Genomic DNA, 22,994 nt, shown 5'->3' with positions numbered 1-22,994 from the left:
ACGCCCTCCGAACACGAGGGCGTGCCACGAACGTTGGTCCTCGCCGCGTGGCGGCAGAGAGGTGGAAGGGAAGATGACCGGCAACAGAGGAGTGGTCTACCAAGGCTCCGGGCGGGTCGAGGTGCGGGACATCGCCTACCCGGAGTTCGAGCTCAAGGACGGCCCGGGCGTGAACCCCGCGAACGTGGGGCGCAAGATCCCCCACGGGGCGATCCTGAAGGTCGTGGCGACCAACATCTGCGGCAGCGACCAGCACATGGTCCGGGGCCGCACCACCGCCCCGGAAGGGATGGTGCTGGGACACGAGATCACCGGAGAGGTGGTCGAGACCGGACCCGACGTCGAGTTCGTCAAGGTCGGCGACCTGGTCTCGGTACCGTTCAACATCTCCTGTGGACGATGTGTGAACTGCAAGGCCAGGCGCACCGAGATCTGCCTGAACGTCAACCCCGACCGCCCGGGGTCGGCCTACGGCTACGTCGACATGGGCGGATGGGTCGGTGGCCAGGCGCAGTACGCGCTGGTTCCCTACGCGGACTGGAACCTGCTGAGGTTCCCCGACAGGGACCAGGCCATGGAGAAGATGCTCGACCTGACGATGCTCTCCGACATCTTCCCCACCGGCTTCCACGGTTGTGTGACCGCCGGGGTCACCGTGGGGTCGACCGTGTACATCGCGGGCGCCGGACCGGTCGGTCTCGCCGCGGCGGCCTCCGCACAGCTCTTGGGCGCGGCGGTGGTGATCGTCGGCGACTCCAAGAAGGAGCGTCTGGCCCAGGCGCGCGGGTTCGGCTGCGAGACCATCGACATCTCCGAGGGCGATCCCGGCGACCTCATCGAACAGGTCCTGGGCGCACCGCAGGTGGACTGCGCGGTGGACGCGGTCGGCTTCGAGGCCCATGGAAGCGGGGACAAGGCCGGTGAGGAGGCGCCCGCGAGCGTCCTGAACGACGCCATGGACGTCACCAAGGCCGGCGGTTCCATCGGCATCCCGGGTCTGTACGTGACCGGTGACCCGGGCGCGTCGGACGAGGCCGCCAAGGTGGGTTCGCTGTCGATCCGCTTCGGGCTGGGCTGGTCGAAGTCGCACGCCTTCTTCACGGGCCAATGCCCGGTGATGAAGTACCACCGGCAACTGATGATGGCGATCCTCAACGACCGCGTGCAGATCGCGAAGGCGGTCAACGCGGTGGCGATCTCGTTGGAGGAGGCCCCGGAGGGCTACCGGTCCTTCGACCAGGGGGCCGCGAGCAAGTACGTGCTCGACCCGAACGGCTACCTCGGCACCGGGTGAACGCTCGTCGCGGACCGTTCGGCCATCATTCGAGGAGCCGACTCACGTACAGGATGGCACCCGCGACCAGAGCGGCCAACGCCGCCGAGGCGACCATCGAGGCCAGACCGAGGACGACACCTTCGAGGGCCACCCACGATTCCAGGAAGTTCCGGACGGGGGTCCTCGTGACGACGAAGACGAGCACGAAGACGACGAAGGCGATGACGGGGAGGACCTTGTTCACCCGGACATCCTAGGGCTCAACCGAATCATCGTTACGGGAGGAACCATGCGAGCGACGGTCGGGGACCATCTGCACACGCACGGTGTCGCCAGTTCCCGAGGCGAGCGGGAGGCGGAGATCATCGAGGTGCGCGGGGCCGGCAACGGCCCGCCCTACCTGGTGCGGTTCGCCGACGGCGAGGAACGGGTCATCTACCCGGGCCCGGAGACCGTGGTCCGTCCACGGGAGCCGGAGGACTGACCGTACCACCCGGGGTGGGCCGCCGGGCTCGTCGATGGTCATCGACCACGACGGACCGGCGGTCCGACCGAACCGGCCCTACTTCAGGCGCGTGTTATTTCAGGCGCACGTTCAGGTGGGTTCGCGAGTTGACCACGATCGTGGGTGAGCGCGGCACGTCACCGACCACCGACAGCTCGGGCCAGCGGGCGAAGATCGTCTTCAGGGCGATACCCGCCTCCATACGGGCCAGGGGCGCGCCGATACAGAAGTGCGCGCCGTACCCGAAGTTGCTGTGGGCCGCGCCCTCACGCTGGATGTCGAACTCACCGGCGGTGGGACCGAAGCGCTCGGGGTCACGCCCCATCGAGATGTAGGAGACGAACACCGGATCGCCCTTGGCGATCTTCACCCCCGCCGCGGCCGGGTGGATGTCCGCCCCGTCCACGTCCTCGGTGGCGAAGCGGGTGAAGAAGTTCGCGGTGGGCGAGTCCCAGCGCATGGTCTCCTCCACCGCGTTCTCCCAGGGCACCTCGCCCGAGAGCAGGAGACGGAGCTGCTCGGGGCGGGCGCTGAGCGCGTGCACGGCGTTGAGCAGCAGGTGGGTGGTGGTCTCGTGACCGGCCGCCAGCACCACGTACAGGGTCACGACCAGGTCCTCGCGGGGAAGGCGGTCCTCCTCCGGCAGTGCCAACATGGCGCTGACCAGGTCGTCGCCGGGCTCGCGTTCGAGCTTGGCCACGTGGGCGTCCAACCAGGCGTGCAGGCTCAGTTCGGCGCTTCGCCCCTCGCTCACCGTGTCGTCGAACAGGGCGTTGTACAGCCGACCCAGTTCGTCGTGGTCGGCCTCGTCCACTCCGAGCAGGTAACCGATCACGCCCATCGGCAGCGGCCAGGCGAACCGCCCCCGGAAGTCGATCACCCCGTCCTCGGCCTCGTCCGCCGCCTTCTCCATCTCGCCCACGAGGCGCTCCACCAGGGAGGTGACCAGGGGGGTCAACGCCTCGACCCGGCGGGCCGTCAACGCCTGCGCCAGGGGACGGCGCAGCTTCCGGTGATCGGCGCCGTCGGTGTTCACGACCGAGTGCCCGGAGGGCGCCGCGATGCTGATCAGCGGCCAGTCATCGGGGATCTCCCCCTCGTTGAGGGCCCTCCAGTACCCGGGGTCCTTGGTGAAGCGGACGTTGTCCTTGAGGAGGTTGCGCCCTGCTGCGTCGCCGGCGACGCCCCACATGGGGACGCCGCCGGGAAGTGCGATCGGCACGATGGGGCCGTGCTCGCGCATCTTCACGGCGTCTTCGTGCAGGTCGGGGCTGAGGGGATCGAGCTGGTGGACCGGTCTGGACAGGCTCAGAGCCACAGAGAGTCTCCTAGGGGATCAGCTGAGGTGACAGGCGGGGTGAAACGGACCGGCAGCGATTCCAGGGCCCGGATCAGGACCTGGGGCTGCCAGCGCAACTGGTCGGCGGGGACGGCCAGATGCAGATCGGGGAGGTGGGTGAGAAGGGTTTCGATGCCGGTGACCGTGATGATCTCGGACAGGGTTCGGGCCGCGTGGGGGCAGCCGTGGGGGCCGTGTGAAAAGGACAGGTAGGCCCGGCTGTGGTGGCGTTCCTGGCCGGGCGGACGGAACAGCGGATCCTGGTGGGTGGCCGCCAAGCCGAGCAGCACCAGATCACCGCTCTGGATCGTCGTACCCGCCAACTGGGTCGTACGAACCGCCCAACGGCCGGCGAAGATCTGCGTGGGGCTGTCGTCCTTGAGGACGTCACGGGCCGCGTCGGTCACCGAACGACGACCACGCGTGAGCGCGTTGGTGTGCGTCTGGTCGGTCAACATCAGCCTGATGGTGTTGCCGATCCAGTTCGCACTGGTCTGGTGACCGGCGATGATGGACACGAAGATGTCCGCGCTGAGCTGTTCCCGGGTCAGCCCCAGCCCGCTGTGCGCCAGGTGTGCGGCGATATGGGGACCGGGTTCGCGCATGGCGCGGTCGGCCAGTTCGTCGGTGACGGCCTGAACCTTGCGCATCCCCTCGTTGGGGTCTCCGCCGACCGCCCCCATGAGCTGGAGGAAACCGGTGACCAGGTCATCGTGGAACTCCTCCGGGGCGCCGACCGCCCACCCCAGGGCCATGACCGGCAACCGTTGCGCGTAGGCGAGGATCAACTCGGCCTCGCCCTCCTGGGCGAACTCCTCGATCAGTCGTTGCGAGGACCTGCGGCAGAACTCCTCGAACTCCCACTGGTCGATGCGGGCGAACCCGTCGCTCAGCACCGCCGAACGACGCCGATGCTCCGCACCCTCGGTGTAGAGCATCGACTTCGTGGCGAAACCGCCACCGACCAGCGGCCACATCGGCCATTCGGGTGGCAGGTACTCCCCCATGTTCCACCGGGTGTAGGACCGGGCGAACAGGTCGGAGTCGGAGGTCACCTGGAGCAGCTCCGAGTAACCGACCACCAGCCAGGCCGGCACGTCCCAGGCCATCAGGACGGGGACCACGGGTCCGTGACGCCGACGCATCTCGGCGAACAGTCCGGGCGAGTCCCGCTGGTACCGCTCATCGAGCAGGCTCAACGCGTTCCGGTGCGTCTCCGGAAGCGGCGGCAGGCGCGGGTGTTCGATCTCGGTGTTCGCTTCGGTCATCGGGCCGGCTCCTGTTCCAGGATCTGCTGACGGTGCACGACCAGTTCGGCGAGGGCCGTGCGAACCTGTTGGGGGTCGCGAGCGTCGCAGCGCACGAGCGGCGTACCCGGGTCGATGTCCAGGCTGGTCCGGATCTCCTCCAGACTCCACTCCTCGGCCTCGTCCGCGAAGGGATTGTGGACCACCAGGTAGGGCAGGCCCGCTCGTTCGACCCGGTCGAGCGCGGCGAACGAACCCTCCACGTCACGGGTGTCGACGAGCACGATCGCGCCCACCGCGCCCTGGCAGAGCCGTTCCCAGAGCGCGTGGAACCGCTTCTGTCCGGGGGCGCCGAACAGGTACAGCACGATCTGGTCGTCGATGCTGATCCGACCGAAGTCGAAGGCGACCGTGGTGGTCGTCTTGTCCGGGCGCAGTTCCAGGCCCTCGTCCACACCTGCCCCGGCCTGGGTCATCTCGGCTTCGGTGGTCAGCGGCTTGATCTCGCTGATCGCACCCACCATCGTGGTCTTTCCCACCCCGAAACCGCCGGTGACGAGGATCTTCATCGAGATCGCGGCGGACGGCGCCAGGGGTTCATAGGGGGAGGTTGATGAGCCCAACACGCAGTTTCTCCAAGAGTTGACGGTCGTCGGCCGGGGAGGCGAACGCCGAAGTGGACCGGTCTGCGGCTCCACCGGCGGAACGGATCACGATGTGCCCGCGATCGACGAGGTCGGCCAGCAGGATGGTGACCGCGCCCAACGGGATCCCCAGCCGCGCACCGAGCTCGGCGGGGGCGATCGGCCGGTCGCATATCCGCACGATGTCGGCCTGTTCGAGGGACAGGCCTGCCGTGTCGGAGCGTTCGGTGACCACCAGTGCGAAGGGATCCAGCCTCAGAGTGGTACCGCTGCGCCCACCGACCACCATGAACAGGCCATCGGGAACGTCGGGATCCATCACGACAGACCCGCCTCGCCACCGTGCCTGCTCGGCGTGGCGAGCTGCTCCGGCAGGCGCTCGACCAGTCGGCCCATCTCCGTGGCGACCACGCCCAGGTCGGAGGAGGGGCTCGTCAGGTCGGTGAGCACGGCCAGCGCCGACCCCGAGCCGGCCCCCATCACCAGCAGGTGGTGGGGATCCAGATCCACCGCGACGGTGCGGACCGGGTCGGTGATGCCGAACACGGAGTTGACCTGACCACCCGTGGCCAAAAGCCCACAGGCGGAGGCGGCCAGGCCATCGGCCTCGTCTCTGCCCAAAGTGCTGTCGGCCGAACGGACCAGACCGTCGGTGGACAGCAGGAGCACGTGACGCACTCCGGGAAGCTCGCGCAGCTTGTCCATGAGCCAGGTCAGGTTGGTCAGCATCAGGAGTCCTCACGATTCTCGGCGGCAGGGTTCGGTGTCGGCCGTGTGTGGGCGTGCCACTGGGCGATCCGAAGGCTGGTCGCCACCCGGTCCCGGGGTGGCTCGACGGTCTTGGGGGCGGCCGCCTCGTCGGGGAGGGTGGCTCCGCGACGCCGCCGGGGCAGTTGCCGGGGACGCTCGGCGGAAGGTTCCGAAGAGGGCTCGGCGGAAGGCTCGACCGGGGCCTGGTAACCACGGGTCGGGAGGGTGGAGAGCGGTTCGGTGGCGGCGGGGTCGGCGACCGGCTCCGCGGGGGCCTGGACCGGCACCGTCGGAGCGGAGGAGGACACCGCGGGAGCCGGAGGGACCACGGACACGGCGGCGTCGTCGGTGCGCAGGAGCCCATTGCGCGGGATCCACACGGTCGCACGGGTGCCGCCGCGGGGCGACGGGGAGATGTCGACCCGAATGCCCAGGGGGTCGGCGGCCCGACGGACCACCAGCAGACCCAACTGGTTGGCGGAGAGCTCGGAGATGTCCGGGGGCCGTTTCGGGTCGAGGCGACGACGCACCTCGGCCAACTGTTCCTCGGTCATGGCCAGACCGCTGTCGTCGATGTGCACGCCGAGCCGCATGGCGGTGTTCTCGAAGTGCACCACGACGGCCTCGGAGGGTGCGGAGAAGGCGGTGGCGTTGTCGATCAGTTCGGCCATGATCTGGATGATCGAGTTGACGGCGCGGCCCTCGACCACCACCGGGGTGGTGGGCATGTTCATCTGCACGCGGGCGTAGTCGGGGACACTGCCGACCGCCGCGCGGACCAGTCGTTCGACGCGCAGGGGTTGGGTCCAGTTGCGGCCGATCCGGTCGGCCTCGGCCACGGTGAGCAGGCGCTGGATGAGCATCTCCAGGCGGGAGAGACCGGCCTCCACGACCATGAAGTCCTCACGCATCCGCTCACTGGCCCCGGTGGAGTCGAGGGACTTCCAATAGGGTGCGCTGCGTTGTTGCACGTCGGCGCGCAGCTGTGCGACACCGGCGCGGGCGCGGTCGGCACAGCCCTTGACCACGCTGAGGAGTCTTCGGCGCTGTTGGTGCCCACGCCAGAGCGAACGGGTGACCGCCTCCACCAGTGGTCTGGTGGCGGGGTCGGGGCCGTCCGCGGAGTCGACCTCGGCGAGGACGGTGTCGGTCGAGGCTCCTTCTCGGATTCGCCGCGTCACCTGTGGGAACAGGTCCTCGGTCACGGTGCGGGCGGTGCGGTCGCGTTGGGCCAGTGCCGACTGAAGTCGGTCGGCCCGGGCCTCGGCGCGGGCCGCCGCGGCCCGGGCCTCTTCGATCAACCCGGCGTCACGGCGCGCCGATTCGGTCGCGCTTCGCCGGGCCTCCCGCAGTCGCAGGGTCGTGTAAACCATCGCGGCCAGGAGCACGATCGTGCTCGCCGCCAGTACCCACAGCCAGATCTGTGTGGGGGCGGACTCCACTGGAACCGCTGTGTCTGTCAGCAGCATGCCTTGGTCGATTCACTTCGAGAACGGGCCGGGGAAGGGACGTCGAAGGACACAGAGAGTTGGTCCGGGGATGCGGGTGAAGAAGGTTCGTGGTTCAGCCGTCGTGCACGGACTGCGGGGGATTCCAGGAGGTCTTCGCGATGGGAGATCCGCCGTGGGTGTGCGGACTCGCCGCGAGGGCCGACCCAGGTTGGTGTCAGCGGGGTTCGAGAGGAAGACTGCGGGCACGGCGGTCCATGGACGAATCCGGCCGGGAGGCTCCCTCAGCTGGTCATTTTGCCATCAACCGGAGCACTCGGGAAGCGAAACAACCCAATAGGAGAGGGTTCGGTCCCCCACTTACCTAGAGACCCCCGGCGTTCGCACAGTTCACAGCGTTTCCAACCCGTTCCCGCGTGTGCGGGAAGTTCCTGAAAATTCTTCTCCCGAACCCCCGAACCCGGTACCAATAGGCCCTTTTGTCGATCTTGCACCCACTCCGGGCCCTTGCGACACCGGTCCCCTAACGCGCGGGTTTGCTCGCACGCAGGGAGTACATCAGGGGAATTCTCGGTGAACTCTCAGGGAAGCGGTGGTAACCCTTGTCGTCGCGCTGGAAGGAGCCGAACCGTGGGAAGAGCGACACGTCGTGTTCGTGCAGGAACTCCAGTCGCAGTCCCTCGGCCGCCAGTGCCGACACCACGTCCCCGATCGGGTGCTGCCACTCGACGGCACGGTTGTTCTCGGTACGGGCCTCCAGGTCCGCGTACGTCCCTGTGGCCTCGTACACCTTGGCCTCGCGCGCGAAGTAGTCGTGGACGACCTTCGTTCCGGTCTCGTCGTCGAGCACGTCCGTGATCGGGTGGAACTCGGCCAGGTACAGGAATCCGCCGGGTGCCACCAGCGAGGCGGCGACCTCGGCCCACCGCCGGATGTCGGGGAGCCAGCAGAGGGCGCCCACACCCGTGTAGACGATGTCGTACGACTCCTCCGGCACCACGTCGGCGGCGGCGTACACGTCGGACTCGACGAAGCTCGCCCGTTCCCGCGACATCCCGATCTGCGCGGCGATCCCCCGGGCCGCCTCGACCGCCGGTCCGGAGAAGTCCAGCCCCACCACCCGCCGTGCCCCGTGCCGCGCCCAGGAGAGCGTGTCCAGCCCGATGTGGCACTGCAGGTGCAGCAGGGACCTGCCGGTGACGTCGCCGACCTCGGCCAACTCGAAGTCGCGCAGTGCCTCGTCCCCGGCGCGAAAACCGTCCAGGTCGTAGAAGTCACTGGCGACGTGCAGGGGGACGCGTTCGTCCCAGTTGGCACGATTGGTCGTGAGCCAGTCCCGCGGAGTGGAGGTGTCCATGGGACAGCAACCTAACGAAGGCCTGGGGCCGGACACCAATGGGTTTCGGCTCACCCCGTCGCGTACACGTACAGGAGCGCGTTCATGGTGCTGCCGCTGACCACCCTCCGGTCCCGTACGAGCTCGGGAACCCGCTCCACCGGAACCCACTCCACCCGTTCGGACTCCCAGCCGTCCACGGGCTCACCGACGTGTTCGGCCCCCTCGGCGACGAACACGTGGTGCGCGCTGTCAGAGATGCCCGCCGACGGTTGGGTGTACAGCAGCGGCCGCAACGGGCCCGGACGCCACCCCGTCTCCTCCTCCGCCTCCCGCGCCGCGGCCTCGATCGGTGTCTCCCCCTCCTCCACCCCTCCCATGGGGATCTCATAACCCCAGGTGTCGGTGATGAAGCGGTGGCGCCAGATCAACAGCACGTTCCCTCGACCGTCCAACAGGACGGCACCCGCTCCCGGAGCGGAGCGGATCAGCCGATGCTCCAACCTCCGGCCCTCGCCCACCTCCACATCGGCGACCCGAATGTCGAGCCAGCGGTCGGTGTAGAGCGGTTTCTCCGAGTGGACGGTCCAGCGCATGCGCACTCCTCCTCAGACAGGCGGGGACACGGCTCCATGCAACACGACCCCCGGACCCTTCCTGTACAGGGGTTCACTCGCTCTGTAGGTTGAGGGCACCCGACCCGTCACAGAGGTGGTCACATGTCCAGAACGACGTGTTGTGTGGTCGGGGGCGGCCCGGCCGGCATCGTCCTCGGTCTGCTCCTCGCCCGCTGCGGTGTCGAGGTCACCGTGTTGGAGAAACACGGCGACTTCCTACGGGACTTTCGCGGCGACACCGTCCACCCCTCCACCATGGAGTTGCTGGACGACCTCGGCCTGGCCGAACGGTTCGCGCGACTGCCCCAACGCCGCGTGGATCAAGTCCGGTTGCCCACCGGGCCGGATGGGCGGATGGTGACCCTGGCGGACTTCACCCCGATGCACAGCGACTACAACTACATCGCGATGGTCCCTCAGTGGGACCTGTTGGACCTGCTCGTCGCCTCCGCCTCCGAGGAGCCCGGCTTCACGCTGCGGATGAACACCAAGGCGACCTCCTTCATCGAGGAGGGCGGGCGGATCAACGGGGTGCGGTATCGAACCCGTGACGGGGAGACCGGCGAGGTTCGGGCCATGGTCACGGTGGCCTGTGACGGCCGCGATTCCCTGGCCCGTGAGCTGTCCCGGCTGGAGCTGCGGGACTTCTCCGCGCCGATGGACGTGCAGTGGTTCCGGCTGCCCCGTGCTACCGACGACCCTGCGGGCGGGATCGGGCAGTTCGGGGAGGGCAGGTTCAGCATCCTGATCGATCGCGGGGACTACTACCAGGCCGCGGCGATCATCCCCAAGGGCGCCGACGCGCGGAACCGGGCACGGTCGTTGGAGGAGTTCAACGAGGCGTTGGTGCGGCAGTTCCCCTGGTTCGAGGGGCGCCGGCTGGTGGCCGAGTGGGACGACGTGAAGCTGTTGGACGTCCGGGTCGACCGGATGCGGCGGTGGCACACCCCGGGCCTGTTGTGCATCGGCGACGCGGCGCACGCGATGTCGCCCGTCGGAGGGATCGGTATCAACCTCGCCGTGCAGGACGCGGTCGCCGCCGCCCGTTATCTGGAGGAGCCTCTCCGCCGTGGACGGGTGACTCTGGCCGACGTGGCCGCCGTGCAGCGGCGCCGGATGCCCGTCACGATGCTGACCCAGAACCTCCAGCGCCTGGCCCACCGCCGCGCGATCCTGCCCGCGTTGGAGGGGCGTATCGACCTGGGGCGTGAGACCCCGCCGTTGCCGTTGCGGGTGGTCGAGCAGGTGCCGTGGGCCAGGCGGATTCCGCCGTACCTGTTGGCTTACGGGGCCCTGCGCGAGAAGCCACCGAAGGCCGCCCTGCGCTGAGCCCCGCGATCGGTCCTCGCCCCTACTCGGCGACCTGACCCACCACTCGTCGGATGGCCTCGACGGCGACCTCGGGCTGGTCGACGTGGATGTAGTGACCGGCCTCCTCGGCGGTGCTCAGTTCACTGGCTCCGGAGACCGCCAGCCACTTCTCCTGGCCCTCGCTCCACACGCGCTCCAGCTCGTCGCCGTACTCGGGGATCTCACCCAGGTAAGGGACGCCGTGCTGGATGACCTCCGTCGGGATGTCACCGGCCGAGCGGACCTCCGGGTCGCTCTCGATGGTGATCATCTCCGGGTTCTCACCCTCGAACATGGCGATGTTCTGTGCCCGAACCTCGGCGCCGTCACCGGTGGCGGATTCGGGGATCACCTCGGTGATGTCGTCGAGCATGGTCGGGGAGGTGGCGTCCATCAGGACCAGACCCTTGACGCGTTCGGTGTCGTCGGGGGCGTAGCGGGCGGCGATCAGGCCGCCCAGCGAGTGGCCGGCCAGGACGACCGGGCCGTCGGAGACGTCGTCGAGGACCGCCGACAGGATCTCGCCGCTGTCGGCGATGCTCTGCGGGCCTTCCGGCTGGTCGCTCTCGCCCTCGCCGAGACGGTCGTAGGAGCAGACCCGGTCCTGTTCACTCAGGGTCTCCTGGAGGTCGGCCATGGTGTCGAGGCCGTCGCCCATCCCGGCCATGAGGAGGATGACCGGGCTGTCGACGGCCGGGTCACCGGAGCAGGAGAGGTTCACCGACGCGCCGTTCACGTCGAGCGTCTTCGTGCCGGTGAAGAGTTCGCCGTCGTTCGCGATCTCCTCGGCGGCGGTCTCCAGGTCGCCTTCGGCTTCCCGCAGGCCGTCCTCCACGTCGGAGAGCGCTCCGCATCCGGTCAGACCCGCGCCCAGGATGGCGATCAGGGCGGTGACGGTGGCGGTCCGGGCGGTGCGGAACATGTCGATCTCCAGGAAGGGGTGCGGGGGTCGAGAGCGCGGAACTTCGCGACTGAGGGAAACGCTACGGATTCGGCGGTTTCCGGTCGTCACCATGTGGTGGACACCTGGTTGTGGCTCTCCCGGGGGACAAACCCCCGCACGCCCCGTCGTTGGTCGGGGGTCAGCCGCATACCCGCAGGTAGGTACGTATGGCTTCCGCAAGGTCCGTGAGGTCGTCGGCGGGTGCCGGTTCGGGTTCGGGTTCGGCCAGTAGGTCCCCTACCGGTACTCGGGGGCGCGGGATCAGCGGGGTCGGCGGGGCTGGAGAGGCCAGGTACGGGCGGACCAGCGCGCCCGCGTAATCGTCCGGGTGGCGGTAGTCGTCCTCCGGGGACGGCGGGCTCGGTTCCGGGGTCGCAATCTCCGCCCTTTTCGGGGCGGGAGCGATCGCCGCGCGTTCTCGTGCCTTCGGGATGAACACGTAGGTCAGCGCCGCCGCCAGGGCGAGGGCGAACAAGGCCCAGAGGTGTTCGGTGAGACTTCGGCATCGCCGGTGGTGCCGGCCGATAGGGTGCTGCACAGTCATCCTCCTGCTGGTTTCAGGTGGTTGATCAGCCCCGGACGGCGGTTGCACCCACCGTCCGGGGTGTTCGTTTTTCTGGGGGTTTTACGCGCTCGGATCCCGGTCCAGCGGGATGGTCGCCCAGAGTTCCAGGGGGAAGCCGTGTTGTCCCTCCCACCACCAGTGCTCGGCGATCCGATCCACCAGCCACAACCCCCGGCCGCCGGCGCAGAGGACGTTCGGTCCCTGCTGACGCACTCGCGGCACCGACGCGAGCTTGCCTGCCTTGGCTCCCTGGTCGAGCACGCAGAGGATGGCCCGGTCGTCGAGGACCTCGATGGAAGCGCCCATGCGGCCGTACTTCTCGCCGGTCGCGGTGTGCAGGACGGCGTTGGTGGCGAGTTCGCTGGCCACCAGCCGCACCCAGTCCCCACGGTGGTTTTGTAGGCCCGGCTCACTCCCACACCAGTCACGCAGACGGCGCACGTCGGAGAGCGTCCCTCCGAAGTAGGACCAGCGTGCGGACGGCCAACCCACCCCACCACCATCAGGCCGCCGCGGTCCCGGTATCCGCTCCTTGCCCATAGCGCCTCCTTCAAGGCATAGCTGTCGCATTGCTTCGAAGCGTGTTCGACCCGATGCTCTGAGGAGTCGAAGCTTCTGGAATCAGTGTGCATGGAATGATTCCCATGCACAATCTCTTCTAGGGAATTATTCCCTAGCCGAGCATGCGAAAAGTTGGCCCGTGGGACTGCTGTGCGCCAGACTGAAGAGGTATCGGCTGTCAGGAGAGTGGTCCAGTGGGTCAACCCACAGCATCAGTTGCGCGCCGGATGGTGGCCAAGGTGATGCGCGATGCTCGCATCCGACATGGAGCAACGGTCACTCACGCCGCCTCGGTCGCAGGGTTCACTCAGGGGACTCTGACCAAGTACGAGCGGGCGGAGAACCCCTTCCCCAAAGCCGTCGTGTATCGCCTCGCCGACTACTACGGGCTTGACTCGCATGTACGGGACAGCCTTGTCGAGTTGGCGAGCCAGAAGGAACTGGGCTGGTGGCAGAACCACCGGGAGATCCCCGATTGGTTCGCCCCTTTTGTGGCCTTTGAATCCGAGGCTGAGGCCGTGCTCAACTATGAAGACGGCGTCATCCCAGGTCTGCTTCAGACCGAGGACTACGCACGTGCCATCCTCGCCGCTGATATCGATGCCGGCTCGGACGATCAGGTCGAGGGCCACGTCACCGTACGCATGCAGCGTCAGAAGCGGCTCACCGGAGATTCACCCCTTCAGTTCAAGGCGGTCTTCAACGAAAGCGCGCTCTACCGATCCGTTGGCGATACAGAAGTCATGCGTGAGCAGCTTGCTTCGCTCCTGGAGCGCGCCGAGTCGCCCAACATTGACCTGCGAGTGCTTCCGTTCGAGGCAGGAGCTCACCCGGTAACGGGAAGCAATTTCGCCCTCATGCAGTTCCCGGAGCTGTTGGATGACGTCAGCTTCGGGGAGGTCGTGCTCATCGAGTACCGAACAGGCGCTCTCTACTTGGAGAAGGAGCAGGAAGTCGACCTCTTCTCACGTATCTTCCAGCGTCTTCAGAGTCAGGCACTCGACCAGGAGGAATCCGTCCAGCGCATCCTGCGCATCCGTAGTGAACGATTTGAGGGATGAGGTACAAAGTGGCTTTCGACAAGGCCGAAAAAGTGGTCTGGCATAAGTCCAGCTACTCCGGTAGCGGAGGTGGCAACTGTGTTGAGGTCGCTGGGGGAGAGAAGGTCTTGGTCAGGGACACCCAGTACCGAGAGCTCGGGCACCTTTCCTTCCAAGGCCCTGAGTGGACCAACCTCTTGAATGCTCTTAGGCGCTGACACGATCGGGTATCTCGGCACCGACCGAGATACCCGGCGCTCATGGGGATAGCCGATGAAGTGGCACAAGAGCAGCTACAGCACCAACGGCGGAGAGTGCATCGAAGTAGCCGGGGGACCGAGCGTCCTGGTTCGCGACACCAAGAACCGCGAACACGGCCACCTCACCTTCGACCGCCACGAATGGTCCGGCCTGTTGAACACTCTTCGACGCTGACGCAGACCCCGAGACCACATGGCCGACGCGACGTTCAGGAAGTCGGCCAGGAGAACGTGACATGGGTGTGCCGCTTGGTGACCACCAGGTCCTGCGACAACCGATCGACCGGAACGGAGATCGGATACACCCGGATCTCGGGCCCCGGCCCATAACGCCGACCCCGATCCCACTCGCGGACCCGTGACCCCACCCGTTCCGCGAACTCCGCCGCCGTCGGTCCGAAGGCGTGCACCCCGTATGCGACCGCCCCCTGCCCCGGGACCCCTCGCGTGACCAGGTAGGCGAAGTCACCGCCCTCGACCGCGGCCATGGAGAAGCGAGTGCTGTTCGGCGCCACCGTCCCCGTATCCAGTGCGGGGTCGACCGTCATGACGCAGAAACCCGGCAGGGTGGTGGCCAGGTACGACTGCAAGGTGTCGATCGTTTCCCGGAGAGTCACCATCACCCCCGTCCACCGTTCCACCCTGGGAGTACGCGCGACGTCGTCCAACAGGTGCGGATCCTCGGGAACCCTCTCATCGAAGCGCAGGACGATCCCCTCGGTCCCCCTGAGCCGAAGTAGGATCCCCCGATGCTCGTCCTCGCCCCGCATGGACACGAACCCGCAGATCAGCGCCGAAGTCGAGTGCAGAATCCCATCGTGTTCAACGAACCCGATCGATCGGGTCAGGCCATGGACCCGGAACGGAACCACCAACCGACCGCCCTCGGTCAACTGCCCGATCCAGGCGGGCGGAATGTCCCAGGCCCCGGCGGTGACGATGATGGCGTCGTAGGGCGCACCCTCCTCGACCCCCCGAGCGGCGTCGGCGGTGACCACCCGAACCCGCGCGTAACCGTTGGCCTCCAACAGGTCTCGGGCACGAGCGGTGATGTCCGGGTCGATGTCGACGGTGGTGACCTCACCCTCCGGCCCGACCATCTCGGCGATCAGAGCCGCGTTGTAGCCACCAGAGCCGACCTCCAGAACACGCTGCCCGGGCCGCAGTTCGGCCTGGCCGAGCATCATCGCCTGGATCTGCGGCGCGGAGACCGAGCTGACAAAGCCCTGTTCTTCGTCGCGCTTGGTCATCACCGGACTGAAGGGGTCGTAGGCCTGTTCCAGATCCGCCTCGGGGATGAAGAGATGACGCGGCACCTTACGCAACGCCCGTTCGATCCGTGGGGAAAGGAACTCCCCTCCCACCACTCCGGGTCGGAGTAGGGCCTCCACCATCCGGTCCCGCCACTGCTCAGGGCTCGGGTTCGCTGTCACTGCTCCGCTCTTCCGGCCGGGTGCTCCGTCCCCTCGGTCTGCCCACCGAGCCCGGAAACGACTCTGGCCCGGTCGGGAAGGACCGGGCCAGAGAAAGATCAGAGCCGACGAGGGGACTTGAACCCCTAACCTATCGCTTACAAGGCGATTGCTCTGCCAATTGAGCTACGTCGGCCGGCCACCGAGGCTCACGGCCTCTGGTGTCCACCCGCATGGTACCGGGTCCGGCGACAGGTGGCCTACTCGGCGCCATCCCATCGCCTCCGACCTGCGATTATGCCTGAGCGCCCCGGCGACGTGCCACCTCGTAGAGGGACACACCCGCGGCGACCGAGGCGTTCAGGGACTCGGCGCCACTGATCGGGATGCTCGCGACCACGTCGCAGGTCTCACGGACCAGACGGGACAAGCCCTTGCCCTCGGCACCCACGACGATGACGAGCGGGCCGGTGGCCAGCTCCAGGTCGGGCAGCTGCGTGTCCCCACCCGCGTCGAGACCGACGACGAACAGCCCCGCCTTCTTGTAGGCCTCCAGGGCCCGGGTCAGGTTGGTGGCCTGAGCGACGGGCAGCTTGGCCAACGTGCCCGCGGAGGTCTTCCAGGAAGCCATGGTCACCCCGGCGGCGCGACGCTCGGGGATGAGCAGGCCGTGAGCGCCGAAGGCGGTGGCGGAACGGGCGATGGCGCCCAGGTTGTGCGGGTCGGTCACCCCGTCCAGGGCCACGATCAGCGCCGGAGTCTCCGAGTCCAGCGCCTTGTCCAGCAGCCCCTCGGACGCCCAGTACTGGTAGGGCCGCACCTGCAGCACCATGCCCTGGTGGGCCGCGCCGGGCAGGCCGTTGCTCTCACAACGACGGTCCAGCTCCGAGCGGGTCACCTCGACCACGTCCACGCCCTGCGCACCGGCCGACTTGGCGGCCTCGTTGACGCGCTCGTCCGGGTCCAGGCTGTTGGACAGGAACAGGCGGGTGGCGGGCATGCCGGCACGCAGTGCCTCGACGACCGGGTTGCGACCGATCAGCAGGTCGGAGTTGTCCGGACGGTTGGGCGAACGCTCGGGGCCGCCACCCTGACCGGCGGAACCACCGGAACGCGTGGCGTTCTTGTTCGCCTTGTGCCGCTGCTTGCCCTCGTACCAGTGCCGTTGCTCGGCGGGCAGAGTCCCGCTCTTGGCTTCGAGGGACCGACGTCCCTTGCCGCCGCTGCCCTTGGTCGGGCCCTTCTTGTTCTTCTTCGCCGGCATGATCGCCGCCTCCAAATACGTGTCGCGAGCATGCCGGAAGAGCACTTCCGGCCGATGGGTCGCCGTCTCGCCGATGGGCGGCGGCAAACTCCCAGCCTAGTGGGGACGCGTGACCACACGCGTCGATTCGGGATCGGTCGGGTCAGCCCCGGCGCAGGTCCCAGCGCGGCCCCTGCGGGGTGTCCTCGACCACCACACCGGCATCGGCCAGCTGGTCACGGATGGCGTCGGCGGCGGCGTAGTCCTTACGCCCCCGAGCGGCCTTGCGCTGTTCGAGTGCGACCACCACGAGCGCGTCCACGATCTCGCTCAGCCCCTGGTCGCCGGAGGCCCACTGCGGGCTCAACGGGTCCAGCCCGAGCACGTCGAGCATGGTGCGCAGCTCGTTGGCCAGCTCCGCGGCCCGTTCCTTGGCGCCGGAGGCCAGCGCGGTGTTGCCCTCGCGCACGTGCCCGTGAACCACCGCCAAGGCTTGCGAGACCCCGAGGTCGTCGTTGAGCGCCTCGGCGAACTCCTTGGGGACGTCCAAAGCGTGCTCGACGGAGCCCAGCACCTCGACGGCGCGGGTGAGGAAACCCTCGATGCGCTGGTAGGCCACGGCGGCCTCCTGCAACGCGGCGTCGGAGTAGTCGATGGTGGACCGGTAGTGCGCCTGTCCCAGGTAGTAGCGCAGCTCGACGGCCCGCACCTTCTCCAGCATCTGTGGGATGCGCAGCGAGTTGCCGAGCGACTTGCTCATCTTCTCGCCGCCCACGGCCAACAGACCGTTGTGCAGCCAGTACCGGGCGAACCCGTCACCCGCGGCCCGGGACTGGGCCTGCTCGTTCTCGTGGTGAGGGAAGACCAGGTCCAGACCGCCGCCATGGATGTCGAAGCTGGGGCCCAGGTACTTGGTCGCCATGGCCGAGCACTCCAGGTGCCAACCCGGGCGACCCCGACCCCAAGGGGTGTCCCACGTGGGCTCACCCGGTTTGGCGCCCTTCCACAGGGCGAAGTCGCGGGGGTCGCGCTTGTCCCGGTCCGGGTCGGTGTCCGCGGCCTCGACCAGCTGGTCCGGGCGCTGGTTGGACAGCTCCCCGTAGGCCGGGTAGGAACCCACGTTGAAGTAGACGTCGCCGCAGCCGTCCTCGGACGGGTAGGCGTGACCGGCGTCGATGAGGCGCCGCATGAGCTCGATCATCTCCGGCACGTGGCCGGTGGCACGCGGCTCGACCGTGGGCGGCAGGCAGCCCAGACTGTCGTAGGCCCAGGTGAAGGCACGCTGGTTGCGCTCGCTCACCTGCCACCACGGAACGCCCTCTTCCGCGGCGACCTTGATGATCTTGTCGTCGATGTCGGTGACGTTGCGGCAGAAGGTGACCTCGTACCCGAGGTGGGTCAGCCACCGGCGCAGGATGTCGAAGTTGACTCCCGACCTGATGTGGCCGATGTGGGGAGGCGCCTGCACCGTGGCACCACACAGGTACAGGGAGGCACACCCTTCGCGAATCGGGGTGAACTCTCGAACCTGTCGGGCACTGGTGTCATAGAAGCGCAGACTCACACGGTCAAGCGTATCCGCTTTCCCCTCGCGCATGCGTCACAAACCTCTAAGATCCACCACCCCCTTCGCTCTCCGGACAGCCCCGAGCACTTATAAGTGGTGAACCGTATTCGCCCGGTTCGGATGTGACTTGCCCCCTTCACAAGGGACGACTCACCCTGGCCACGACCGAACACCCTCCGTCAATTCCCCCAAGAACGGACATAGCCTCCCCTTCTCTAGGCGTCGGGAAGCAACCGGAATCGGCCGGAATCTCGTGTTAGCGCCATCCGCTGGACTACGCTGCGTTGACGATGGCCCCTTACAACAACGCCCCCGAGACAGGGACACGTAACGGTCGTAGCGCGGATCGCGGCGCGGGAGCCGGTGCTCTCGTCTTCGGCGCGCTGTTCGTCGGCGTCATCGCCGTGTGCACACTCTTCATCGCTTATGAGGGCATCTACCGCCTCGCCGCGATCGTGCACGCCGACAGCGCCCTCCCGCTGGCCCACGTGTTCCCGGTGACCTTCACCCTGCTGGTCCTCATGGCCTTCTGGGTCAGCTATGCGTTGCGCGCGGCCCCGCCACGCGAACGCCTGTGGATCGACATCGGTCTGATCCCACTGCTGATCCTCAGCGCAGCGGTACCCATGGTGCTGACCAGGACCACCTGGTTCGCCGAACTGGGCGACACCCTCCCCCGCGGTCTCACCGTGGTGGTGGCGGTGGCGCCGTTGGCCGCGCTGATGGTCGCCTTCCTGCTGTGGATCGCCGTGCGGGCGCACGTGCGACGACGGAACGCACGGGCACGCCCCCGCCCCAAGCCCAGCGACGACCGCACCACCGTCCTGCGAGGTTCGCCCAAGCCCCGGACCGACACCCGGGAGGACGCGCCCGAGGCCCTCAAGACGCGACTGCTGCGTCTGGGCGGCGAGCCGGAGGACCTTGAAGGGCCCGAGAGGCCCGAGAAGCTTGAGGAACCGGCGAAGACCGAGCCGGAGATCGAGCCGGAGATCGAGGCTCGGGCGAGTGGTCACGAGGCGCCCACCGAGCCGATCCCACACGTCGCGGAAGTGAAGGCCGAGGAAGCCGAGGTCGAGGAAGGGGAGACGGAGGAAGAGACCCGGGAAGAGACCGAGCCGCCGGAAGCCGGACTGCCCGAAGCCGAGCTGTCGGAACCCGAGCCTTCGGAACCCGAGCCCTCCGTCCCCACGATCCGGCTACCGCGACGCGCCCGCACCGGCGACAATCCGATCAAGCGGGCCGCCGCCGAAGCACCGGTGGTGCCGGGGGCCGAAGCCCCCGAGCCGGAACCGGCCGACATCGGTGACACCGACGGCACCGAGGACTTCCACCCGGTGACGTGGGAGGTGTCGACCGATGAACGAGACGAGGGGTTCGTGCACGAACCCGAGGCCGGCGACCCCAGTTCGGACGAGTCCGAGGCCCCACCACTCCCGCCGGTGACCCCCGATTCAGGCGAGCAGGACGAACCCGACACGGAGCCTTGGGACGAGGAACCCGACCCCGCCGAGCCTGCGCAGAAGCTGCCCGGCGTTCGCCTGTTCTTCCCCGAACACACCGACGAAGTCCTTGAGCCCACGGAACCCGAAGAGCCGGAAGAGCCCGGGGCGACCACCGCAGACGAGCCTTCGGACGAAGACGCCCCCCTATGGGAACCCCCGACCGACCGAACCGAGGCCTCCGCGCTGGACGACTACGTACCGCCGGTGTGGACGCCACCCGAGGAGGACTCCCCGGAACCTGAGCCCCTGCCGTCACTCGACTCCGTCGCCCAGCGCACCGGATCGACCGCCGACCTCGCCCTGGACCATGACACCGGACCCGAGGTGCGCGCCGCCTTCCGGTTGGGTTCCATGCCACCGGGTGCCGCACGCCCCGAGCCGGACCCCGAACCCGAACCCCTCCTCGAACCGGAACCCGAGGTAGTGGAGGAACCCACCGCCGAGGAGATCGATCGGGCCCCGGAGCCCGCTCCGCGGCCACGCCCCGGCGAGCCGGTGAGCAAGCGCCCCATGGTGCTCAAGCCCCCGAGGCCGCCCATGCCCGATTTCGCTTCGGGCCCACCCTCCCGAAGGGTGCGCAGCGAGCCGCTACCGCCCGAGGATCACTGACCCGACCGGCCCCGGAGCCCCGAAGGCTTCCGGGGCCGACGTGTGTCCGAACACCTCTGAGGGAGTCGTGGCGCGTGTCGGACTGTGGGGGCAGGTGGACGGGTTATAGAAAGGCCGAGCGGAGGATCACCGCCGACCTCAGCCGGTGTAAGACCTCTGTGCCCCGGTGCATCCCAGATGCGTCCCCGCCCTGTCCTCGCCGATTCCATCAGTGCCTCCACCCGGTGCCGTGGTCGGCACCCGACCTCAAGTTGCCCCAAGCCCAGGCTCAGACCCCTCGCCTTGTCCCGAGATCCCTCGAAGGCGGTTATCCACAGGCTGTGGATACGCCCTGGCGACCGAGCACTTACCCCCGTAACGTCGATTTGGGGGAGCCTGTTTTCTCCCGACTTCGTGCTGCCCGAACTCGCTTTGGACCAGGGGTGGGAGGTGGGTGGGAGGTGAACGCTGCAACACTTCAGGACGCCCCTGGCGATAACCTCCACGCTGGTTTGGCGGCTGTCGGGTGGTTGGTGGGGCGCCTCAGGTAGAGAACCTTCCGGTTGTTGTGCGGGGTGGGGGTGGGTTCTCCCTCCTTCCCCGCCGCGTGATTGTTGCCGCCCGCACCGCACGCGTCAAGGCAATGTTGTGTGCTCTGGCAGCGGGGTGGGTGGCCTTGACTCGTGCGGTGCGGGCGGCGGTTTGGCGGCTATCGGGGAAGGGGGGAGAGTGGTTGAGGTCCCAACGGCCCTGTGGGCCTGCGGCCCACTCCGGCCGTGGCCGGCCGGATGCCTTCCCCTCCGTCTGGTGTCCTCGTGGGCCGCGTCGCCACTACGTGACCGGTGGGGTAACGAAGTACCCGCTACAGGTAGGGCGGATGGCGGGGCGCGTCCCTGCGGTGGCCGGCTCTGGTCTTCACAGCGATGATCTTGCTCGTAGCGCCCATTTGGGCGCCCAACATGGCGCTACGGACAAGATCGTTTCTCTTCAGAGCCCCTTCCCTCGAAGTCGCTAGGAGCATCTCCGTGATAGGTGGATCCGGTCATAGGGGAAGGGGTTGTGGATAACCCAGAATGGCCACCCCATCTATGGTAGGCACATTCACCGACATGGAAATAGGTTGAATATACCCGCCGGTAAGCCTGCCATTTCCTGGGGTGTTCTCATATAATCAGAGTATGAGCTTTCCTCCCAGTGCACCGCGCCCGACCGGGAACACCCCGGTTGATCAGGCGATGGCGGGTGCGCGGGAGATGGCGGTGGAATTCTCCGGCCGGGATATCCCGTTCGGGTGCGAGGGCGATGTGCTCGCCCAGTTTCGCCGGCTCAACCAGGAAACAGACCGGATCCGCTACGGGATGTTGCCCGCCCTGGCCCGTATGGAGGCCACCGGTGCCCTGTTGGAAGAGGGTGGCCAGCGCAGTATCCAGGCGTGGATCACCCACCAGTGGGGCACCTCTCCGGCCGAGGCCAAGAGCCTTGCCACCCTCGCCCGCGCCCTACACCGCCAGCAGCTCCCCCTCGTAGAAGAAGCCTTCCAGACCAGCGCCCTGTCCTTGGGTGAAGCGTGCGCCATCGCGACCTCCACGGAAAAAGCGACTACCGAGTGGGCGAAGGTCCTCGAAACAGCGGATGAGGAATTCCGTGCCCAGCGTCCTTCGGTGGAAGGGTTTCGGGCCCGGTTGGAATTCGGGCTGATCGGTTTCAAGGCCGAGTGCCCGCAGGCTTCGGTGCGCCAGTTGCGGGACGCGGCGAAATGGTTCGTCGCCCGCCTGGACCCGGATAAGGCCGACCGGGACTACGATGAAACGTTCGAGAACCGGGGCGCCCAATTCTCACCCACGTTCGAGTCCGGGTTTTTGCTGCGGATGTGGGGGCCGGGGGCCGACAACGAACTGATCCAGGCCGCCCTGCAGGCTTACACCGAACCGTACGGGCCCGATAACGCCGCCGTCCCGAAGCATCAGCGCACCTATGACGCGATGATGCGCATCTTCGAGACCGCTCTGACCCACCGGGGTTGCTCCAGCCTGAGCCGCCAACCGTTGGCCACGTTGAACATCACCGTCCCCCTCACACGCTTCCTCGGAGACGGCGCCGCAGAGCCCGCCACCACCGAGGATGGTGTGGTCATCCCCGACCAGATGGTGGCCCGCCTGACCCCCGAAAGTTGGCTGCGCCGGTTCGTGACCGACGCCCAGGGTCGGACTCTGTTGGATGTGGGGCGAAAGCAGCGGTGCGCCCCGGACCCGGTGCGCCAGGCGGCGGGGTTCAAGAAGCCCTACTGCGAGTGGCACGAAGGCTGTGACGTGCCGCGTAGCTGGTCGCAGTACGACCACATCGTCCCGTTCTCTCACGGCGGGGTCACGAGCGCGGACAACATGCAGGTGTTGTGCTCGACCCATAACCGGCTTAAGCACCGGTTGCAGGCGAAGGTGAACCGGCAGATCTGGGAACACCACCACGCCCAGAACCGCCAAGAAGAAGGCAAGGAAGCCGGGTCCGGGGATGGGGAGGGGGAGCCAGCCCCAGCCACCGCCCCCTGACCACCATCCGCTTCCACGACCATGCGTTTCCGCCAGGTGGAACACCACCCCCGCGAGAACACCCCCGAGTGGGTGTCAGACCCCAAGGGCCCGTGCCCTGTGGGGATATCAGCATGCCCCCACCCCGAACCCCCCACCCAGAGCCACATCCCGGGACAGAAGTGGCTCCCGTTGGGGGTGTGGGCAGCACAGGTGCCGACACCGGCCCCTACTACGACCGCTCGCCCTACCGGTGTCACCCCCACCACGGGCAGT

General features: G+C 67.7%; 23 protein-coding genes and 1 tRNA gene. 8 read left to right on the top strand and 16 right to left on the bottom strand.

The annotated features are described in order from the left end of the window. Positions 1–73: 73 nt before the first annotated feature. Complete coding sequence (fdhA, locus tag ACWGKS_RS13545) at positions 74–1,294, top strand: formaldehyde dehydrogenase, glutathione-independent (protein ID WP_358516033.1); 1,221 nt, start codon at positions 74–76, stop codon at positions 1,292–1,294. Between the two features lie 25 nt (positions 1,295–1,319). Here fdhA and ACWGKS_RS13540 read toward each other — a convergent pair whose 3' ends face one another. Beyond that, positions 1,320–1,520: a hypothetical protein gene (locus tag ACWGKS_RS13540; RefSeq protein ID WP_358516035.1), complete on the bottom strand. Its 201-nt coding sequence runs from the start codon at positions 1,518–1,520 to the stop codon at positions 1,320–1,322. Positions 1,521–1,565: 45 nt separating this feature from the next. On the opposite strand from ACWGKS_RS13540, the gene ACWGKS_RS13535 reads away from it, so the two are divergent. Then, the gene (locus ACWGKS_RS13535) at positions 1,566–1,760 is read left to right on the top strand and encodes a DUF1918 domain-containing protein (protein ID WP_358516037.1); all 195 of its coding nucleotides are present in this window, start codon (positions 1,566–1,568) and stop codon (positions 1,758–1,760) included. Positions 1,761–1,854: 94 nt separating this feature from the next. Here ACWGKS_RS13535 and ACWGKS_RS13530 read toward each other — a convergent pair whose 3' ends face one another. The 8 genes from ACWGKS_RS13530 to ACWGKS_RS13495 all read right to left on the bottom strand — a co-directional run bounded on the left by ACWGKS_RS13530 (position 1,855) and on the right by ACWGKS_RS13495 (position 9,141). After that, on the bottom strand, positions 1,855–3,099 hold the full coding sequence (locus ACWGKS_RS13530) for a cytochrome P450 (protein WP_358516039.1): 1,245 nt from the start codon (positions 3,097–3,099) through the stop codon (positions 1,855–1,857). Beyond that, positions 3,090–4,388, bottom strand: coding sequence for a cytochrome P450 family protein (locus ACWGKS_RS13525; protein ID WP_358516041.1), 1,299 nt, complete (start codon positions 4,386–4,388; stop codon positions 3,090–3,092). The genes ACWGKS_RS13530 and ACWGKS_RS13525 overlap by 10 nt, the downstream gene beginning before the upstream one ends. Continuing rightward, positions 4,385–4,993, bottom strand: a complete 609-nt coding sequence (locus ACWGKS_RS13520) for a GTP-binding protein (protein ID WP_358516043.1) — start codon at positions 4,991–4,993, stop codon at positions 4,385–4,387. Before ACWGKS_RS13520 ends, ACWGKS_RS13525 begins: the two co-directional genes overlap by 4 nt. Beyond that, positions 4,965–5,330, bottom strand: a complete 366-nt coding sequence (locus ACWGKS_RS13515) for a DUF742 domain-containing protein (RefSeq protein ID WP_358516049.1) — start codon at positions 5,328–5,330, stop codon at positions 4,965–4,967. The genes ACWGKS_RS13520 and ACWGKS_RS13515 overlap by 29 nt, the downstream gene beginning before the upstream one ends. Next, complete coding sequence (locus ACWGKS_RS13510; RefSeq protein WP_358516045.1) at positions 5,330–5,740, bottom strand: roadblock/LC7 domain-containing protein; 411 nt, start codon at positions 5,738–5,740, stop codon at positions 5,330–5,332. Before ACWGKS_RS13510 ends, ACWGKS_RS13515 begins: the two co-directional genes overlap by 1 nt. Next, the gene (locus ACWGKS_RS13505) at positions 5,740–7,230 is read right to left on the bottom strand and encodes an ATP-binding protein (RefSeq protein WP_452522745.1); all 1,491 of its coding nucleotides are present in this window, start codon (positions 7,228–7,230) and stop codon (positions 5,740–5,742) included. Before ACWGKS_RS13505 ends, ACWGKS_RS13510 begins: the two co-directional genes overlap by 1 nt. 502 nt (positions 7,231–7,732) lie before the next feature. Then, positions 7,733–8,566: a class I SAM-dependent methyltransferase gene (locus ACWGKS_RS13500; protein WP_358515514.1), complete on the bottom strand. Its 834-nt coding sequence runs from the start codon at positions 8,564–8,566 to the stop codon at positions 7,733–7,735. A gap of 50 nt (positions 8,567–8,616) precedes the next feature. Further along, a complete protein-coding gene (locus ACWGKS_RS13495) occupies positions 8,617–9,141 on the bottom strand; it encodes an NUDIX hydrolase (RefSeq protein WP_358515517.1) in 525 nt (174 codons plus the stop codon). A gap of 123 nt (positions 9,142–9,264) precedes the next feature. On the opposite strand from ACWGKS_RS13495, the gene ACWGKS_RS13490 reads away from it, so the two are divergent. After that, positions 9,265–10,491 (top strand): FAD-dependent oxidoreductase, encoded by a 1,227-nt coding sequence (locus ACWGKS_RS13490; protein ID WP_358515520.1) that lies wholly within the window; start codon positions 9,265–9,267, stop codon positions 10,489–10,491. A 22-nt stretch (positions 10,492–10,513) separates the two neighbouring features. On the opposite strand, the gene ACWGKS_RS13485 is transcribed toward ACWGKS_RS13490, so the two are convergent. The 3 genes from ACWGKS_RS13485 to ACWGKS_RS13475 all read right to left on the bottom strand — a co-directional run bounded on the left by ACWGKS_RS13485 (position 10,514) and on the right by ACWGKS_RS13475 (position 12,512). Then, positions 10,514–11,434: an alpha/beta fold hydrolase gene (locus ACWGKS_RS13485; RefSeq protein ID WP_358515522.1), complete on the bottom strand. Its 921-nt coding sequence runs from the start codon at positions 11,432–11,434 to the stop codon at positions 10,514–10,516. A gap of 160 nt (positions 11,435–11,594) precedes the next feature. Continuing rightward, positions 11,595–11,993 carry a hypothetical protein gene (locus tag ACWGKS_RS13480; protein ID WP_358515525.1) on the bottom strand — a complete coding sequence of 133 codons (399 nt, stop codon included), beginning with the start codon at positions 11,991–11,993 and terminating at the stop codon, positions 11,595–11,597. A gap of 87 nt (positions 11,994–12,080) precedes the next feature. Beyond that, the gene (locus ACWGKS_RS13475) at positions 12,081–12,512 is read right to left on the bottom strand and encodes an ATP-binding protein (RefSeq protein WP_358515528.1); all 432 of its coding nucleotides are present in this window, start codon (positions 12,510–12,512) and stop codon (positions 12,081–12,083) included. Positions 12,513–12,775: 263 nt separating this feature from the next. Here ACWGKS_RS13475 and ACWGKS_RS13470 point away from each other — a divergent pair, with 263 nt between their 5' ends. From ACWGKS_RS13470 to ACWGKS_RS13460, 3 genes are read left to right on the top strand one after another with little or no spacing between them, the layout of a single operon-like run. Then, entirely contained in the window at positions 12,776–13,642 is an 867-nt protein-coding gene (locus tag ACWGKS_RS13470; protein ID WP_358515531.1) for a helix-turn-helix domain-containing protein, read from the top strand. Continuing rightward, positions 13,639–13,839 (top strand): DUF397 domain-containing protein, encoded by a 201-nt coding sequence (locus ACWGKS_RS13465; protein ID WP_358515533.1) that lies wholly within the window; start codon positions 13,639–13,641, stop codon positions 13,837–13,839. The genes ACWGKS_RS13470 and ACWGKS_RS13465 overlap by 4 nt, the downstream gene beginning before the upstream one ends. 55 nt (positions 13,840–13,894) lie before the next feature. Then, positions 13,895–14,056, top strand: a complete 162-nt coding sequence (locus tag ACWGKS_RS13460) for a DUF397 domain-containing protein (protein WP_358515536.1) — start codon at positions 13,895–13,897, stop codon at positions 14,054–14,056. 34 nt (positions 14,057–14,090) lie between these two features. Here the strand turns inward: ACWGKS_RS13460 and fxlM are convergent, their stop codons facing one another. The 4 genes from fxlM to cysS all read right to left on the bottom strand — a co-directional run bounded on the left by fxlM (position 14,091) and on the right by cysS (position 18,100). Next, positions 14,091–15,314 carry a methyltransferase, FxLD system gene (gene fxlM, locus ACWGKS_RS13455; RefSeq protein WP_358515538.1) on the bottom strand — a complete coding sequence of 408 codons (1,224 nt, stop codon included), beginning with the start codon at positions 15,312–15,314 and terminating at the stop codon, positions 14,091–14,093. Between the two features lie 102 nt (positions 15,315–15,416). Continuing rightward, positions 15,417–15,489, bottom strand: a tRNA-Thr gene (locus ACWGKS_RS13450). A 99-nt stretch (positions 15,490–15,588) separates the two neighbouring features. Then, on the bottom strand, positions 15,589–16,557 hold the full coding sequence (rlmB, locus tag ACWGKS_RS13445) for a 23S rRNA (guanosine(2251)-2'-O)-methyltransferase RlmB (RefSeq protein ID WP_358515540.1): 969 nt from the start codon (positions 16,555–16,557) through the stop codon (positions 15,589–15,591). Between the two features lie 142 nt (positions 16,558–16,699). Then, positions 16,700–18,100, bottom strand: coding sequence for a cysteine--tRNA ligase (cysS, locus tag ACWGKS_RS13440; RefSeq protein WP_358515542.1), 1,401 nt, complete (start codon positions 18,098–18,100; stop codon positions 16,700–16,702). A 293-nt stretch (positions 18,101–18,393) separates the two neighbouring features. Here cysS and ACWGKS_RS13435 point away from each other — a divergent pair, with 293 nt between their 5' ends. Together ACWGKS_RS13435 and ACWGKS_RS13430 are read left to right on the top strand one after the other, a co-directional pair. Continuing rightward, positions 18,394–20,214: a DUF2637 domain-containing protein gene (locus tag ACWGKS_RS13435; protein ID WP_358515547.1), complete on the top strand. Its 1,821-nt coding sequence runs from the start codon at positions 18,394–18,396 to the stop codon at positions 20,212–20,214. Between the two features lie 1,157 nt (positions 20,215–21,371). Beyond that, positions 21,372–22,739: an HNH endonuclease signature motif containing protein gene (locus ACWGKS_RS13430; protein ID WP_358514634.1), complete on the top strand. Its 1,368-nt coding sequence runs from the start codon at positions 21,372–21,374 to the stop codon at positions 22,737–22,739. The last annotated feature ends 255 nt before the right edge of the window (positions 22,740–22,994 follow it).

This window comes from Nocardiopsis sp. NPDC055879, from assembly GCF_053615935.1.
This window is presented reverse-complemented; position numbering and strand designations above follow the sequence as displayed.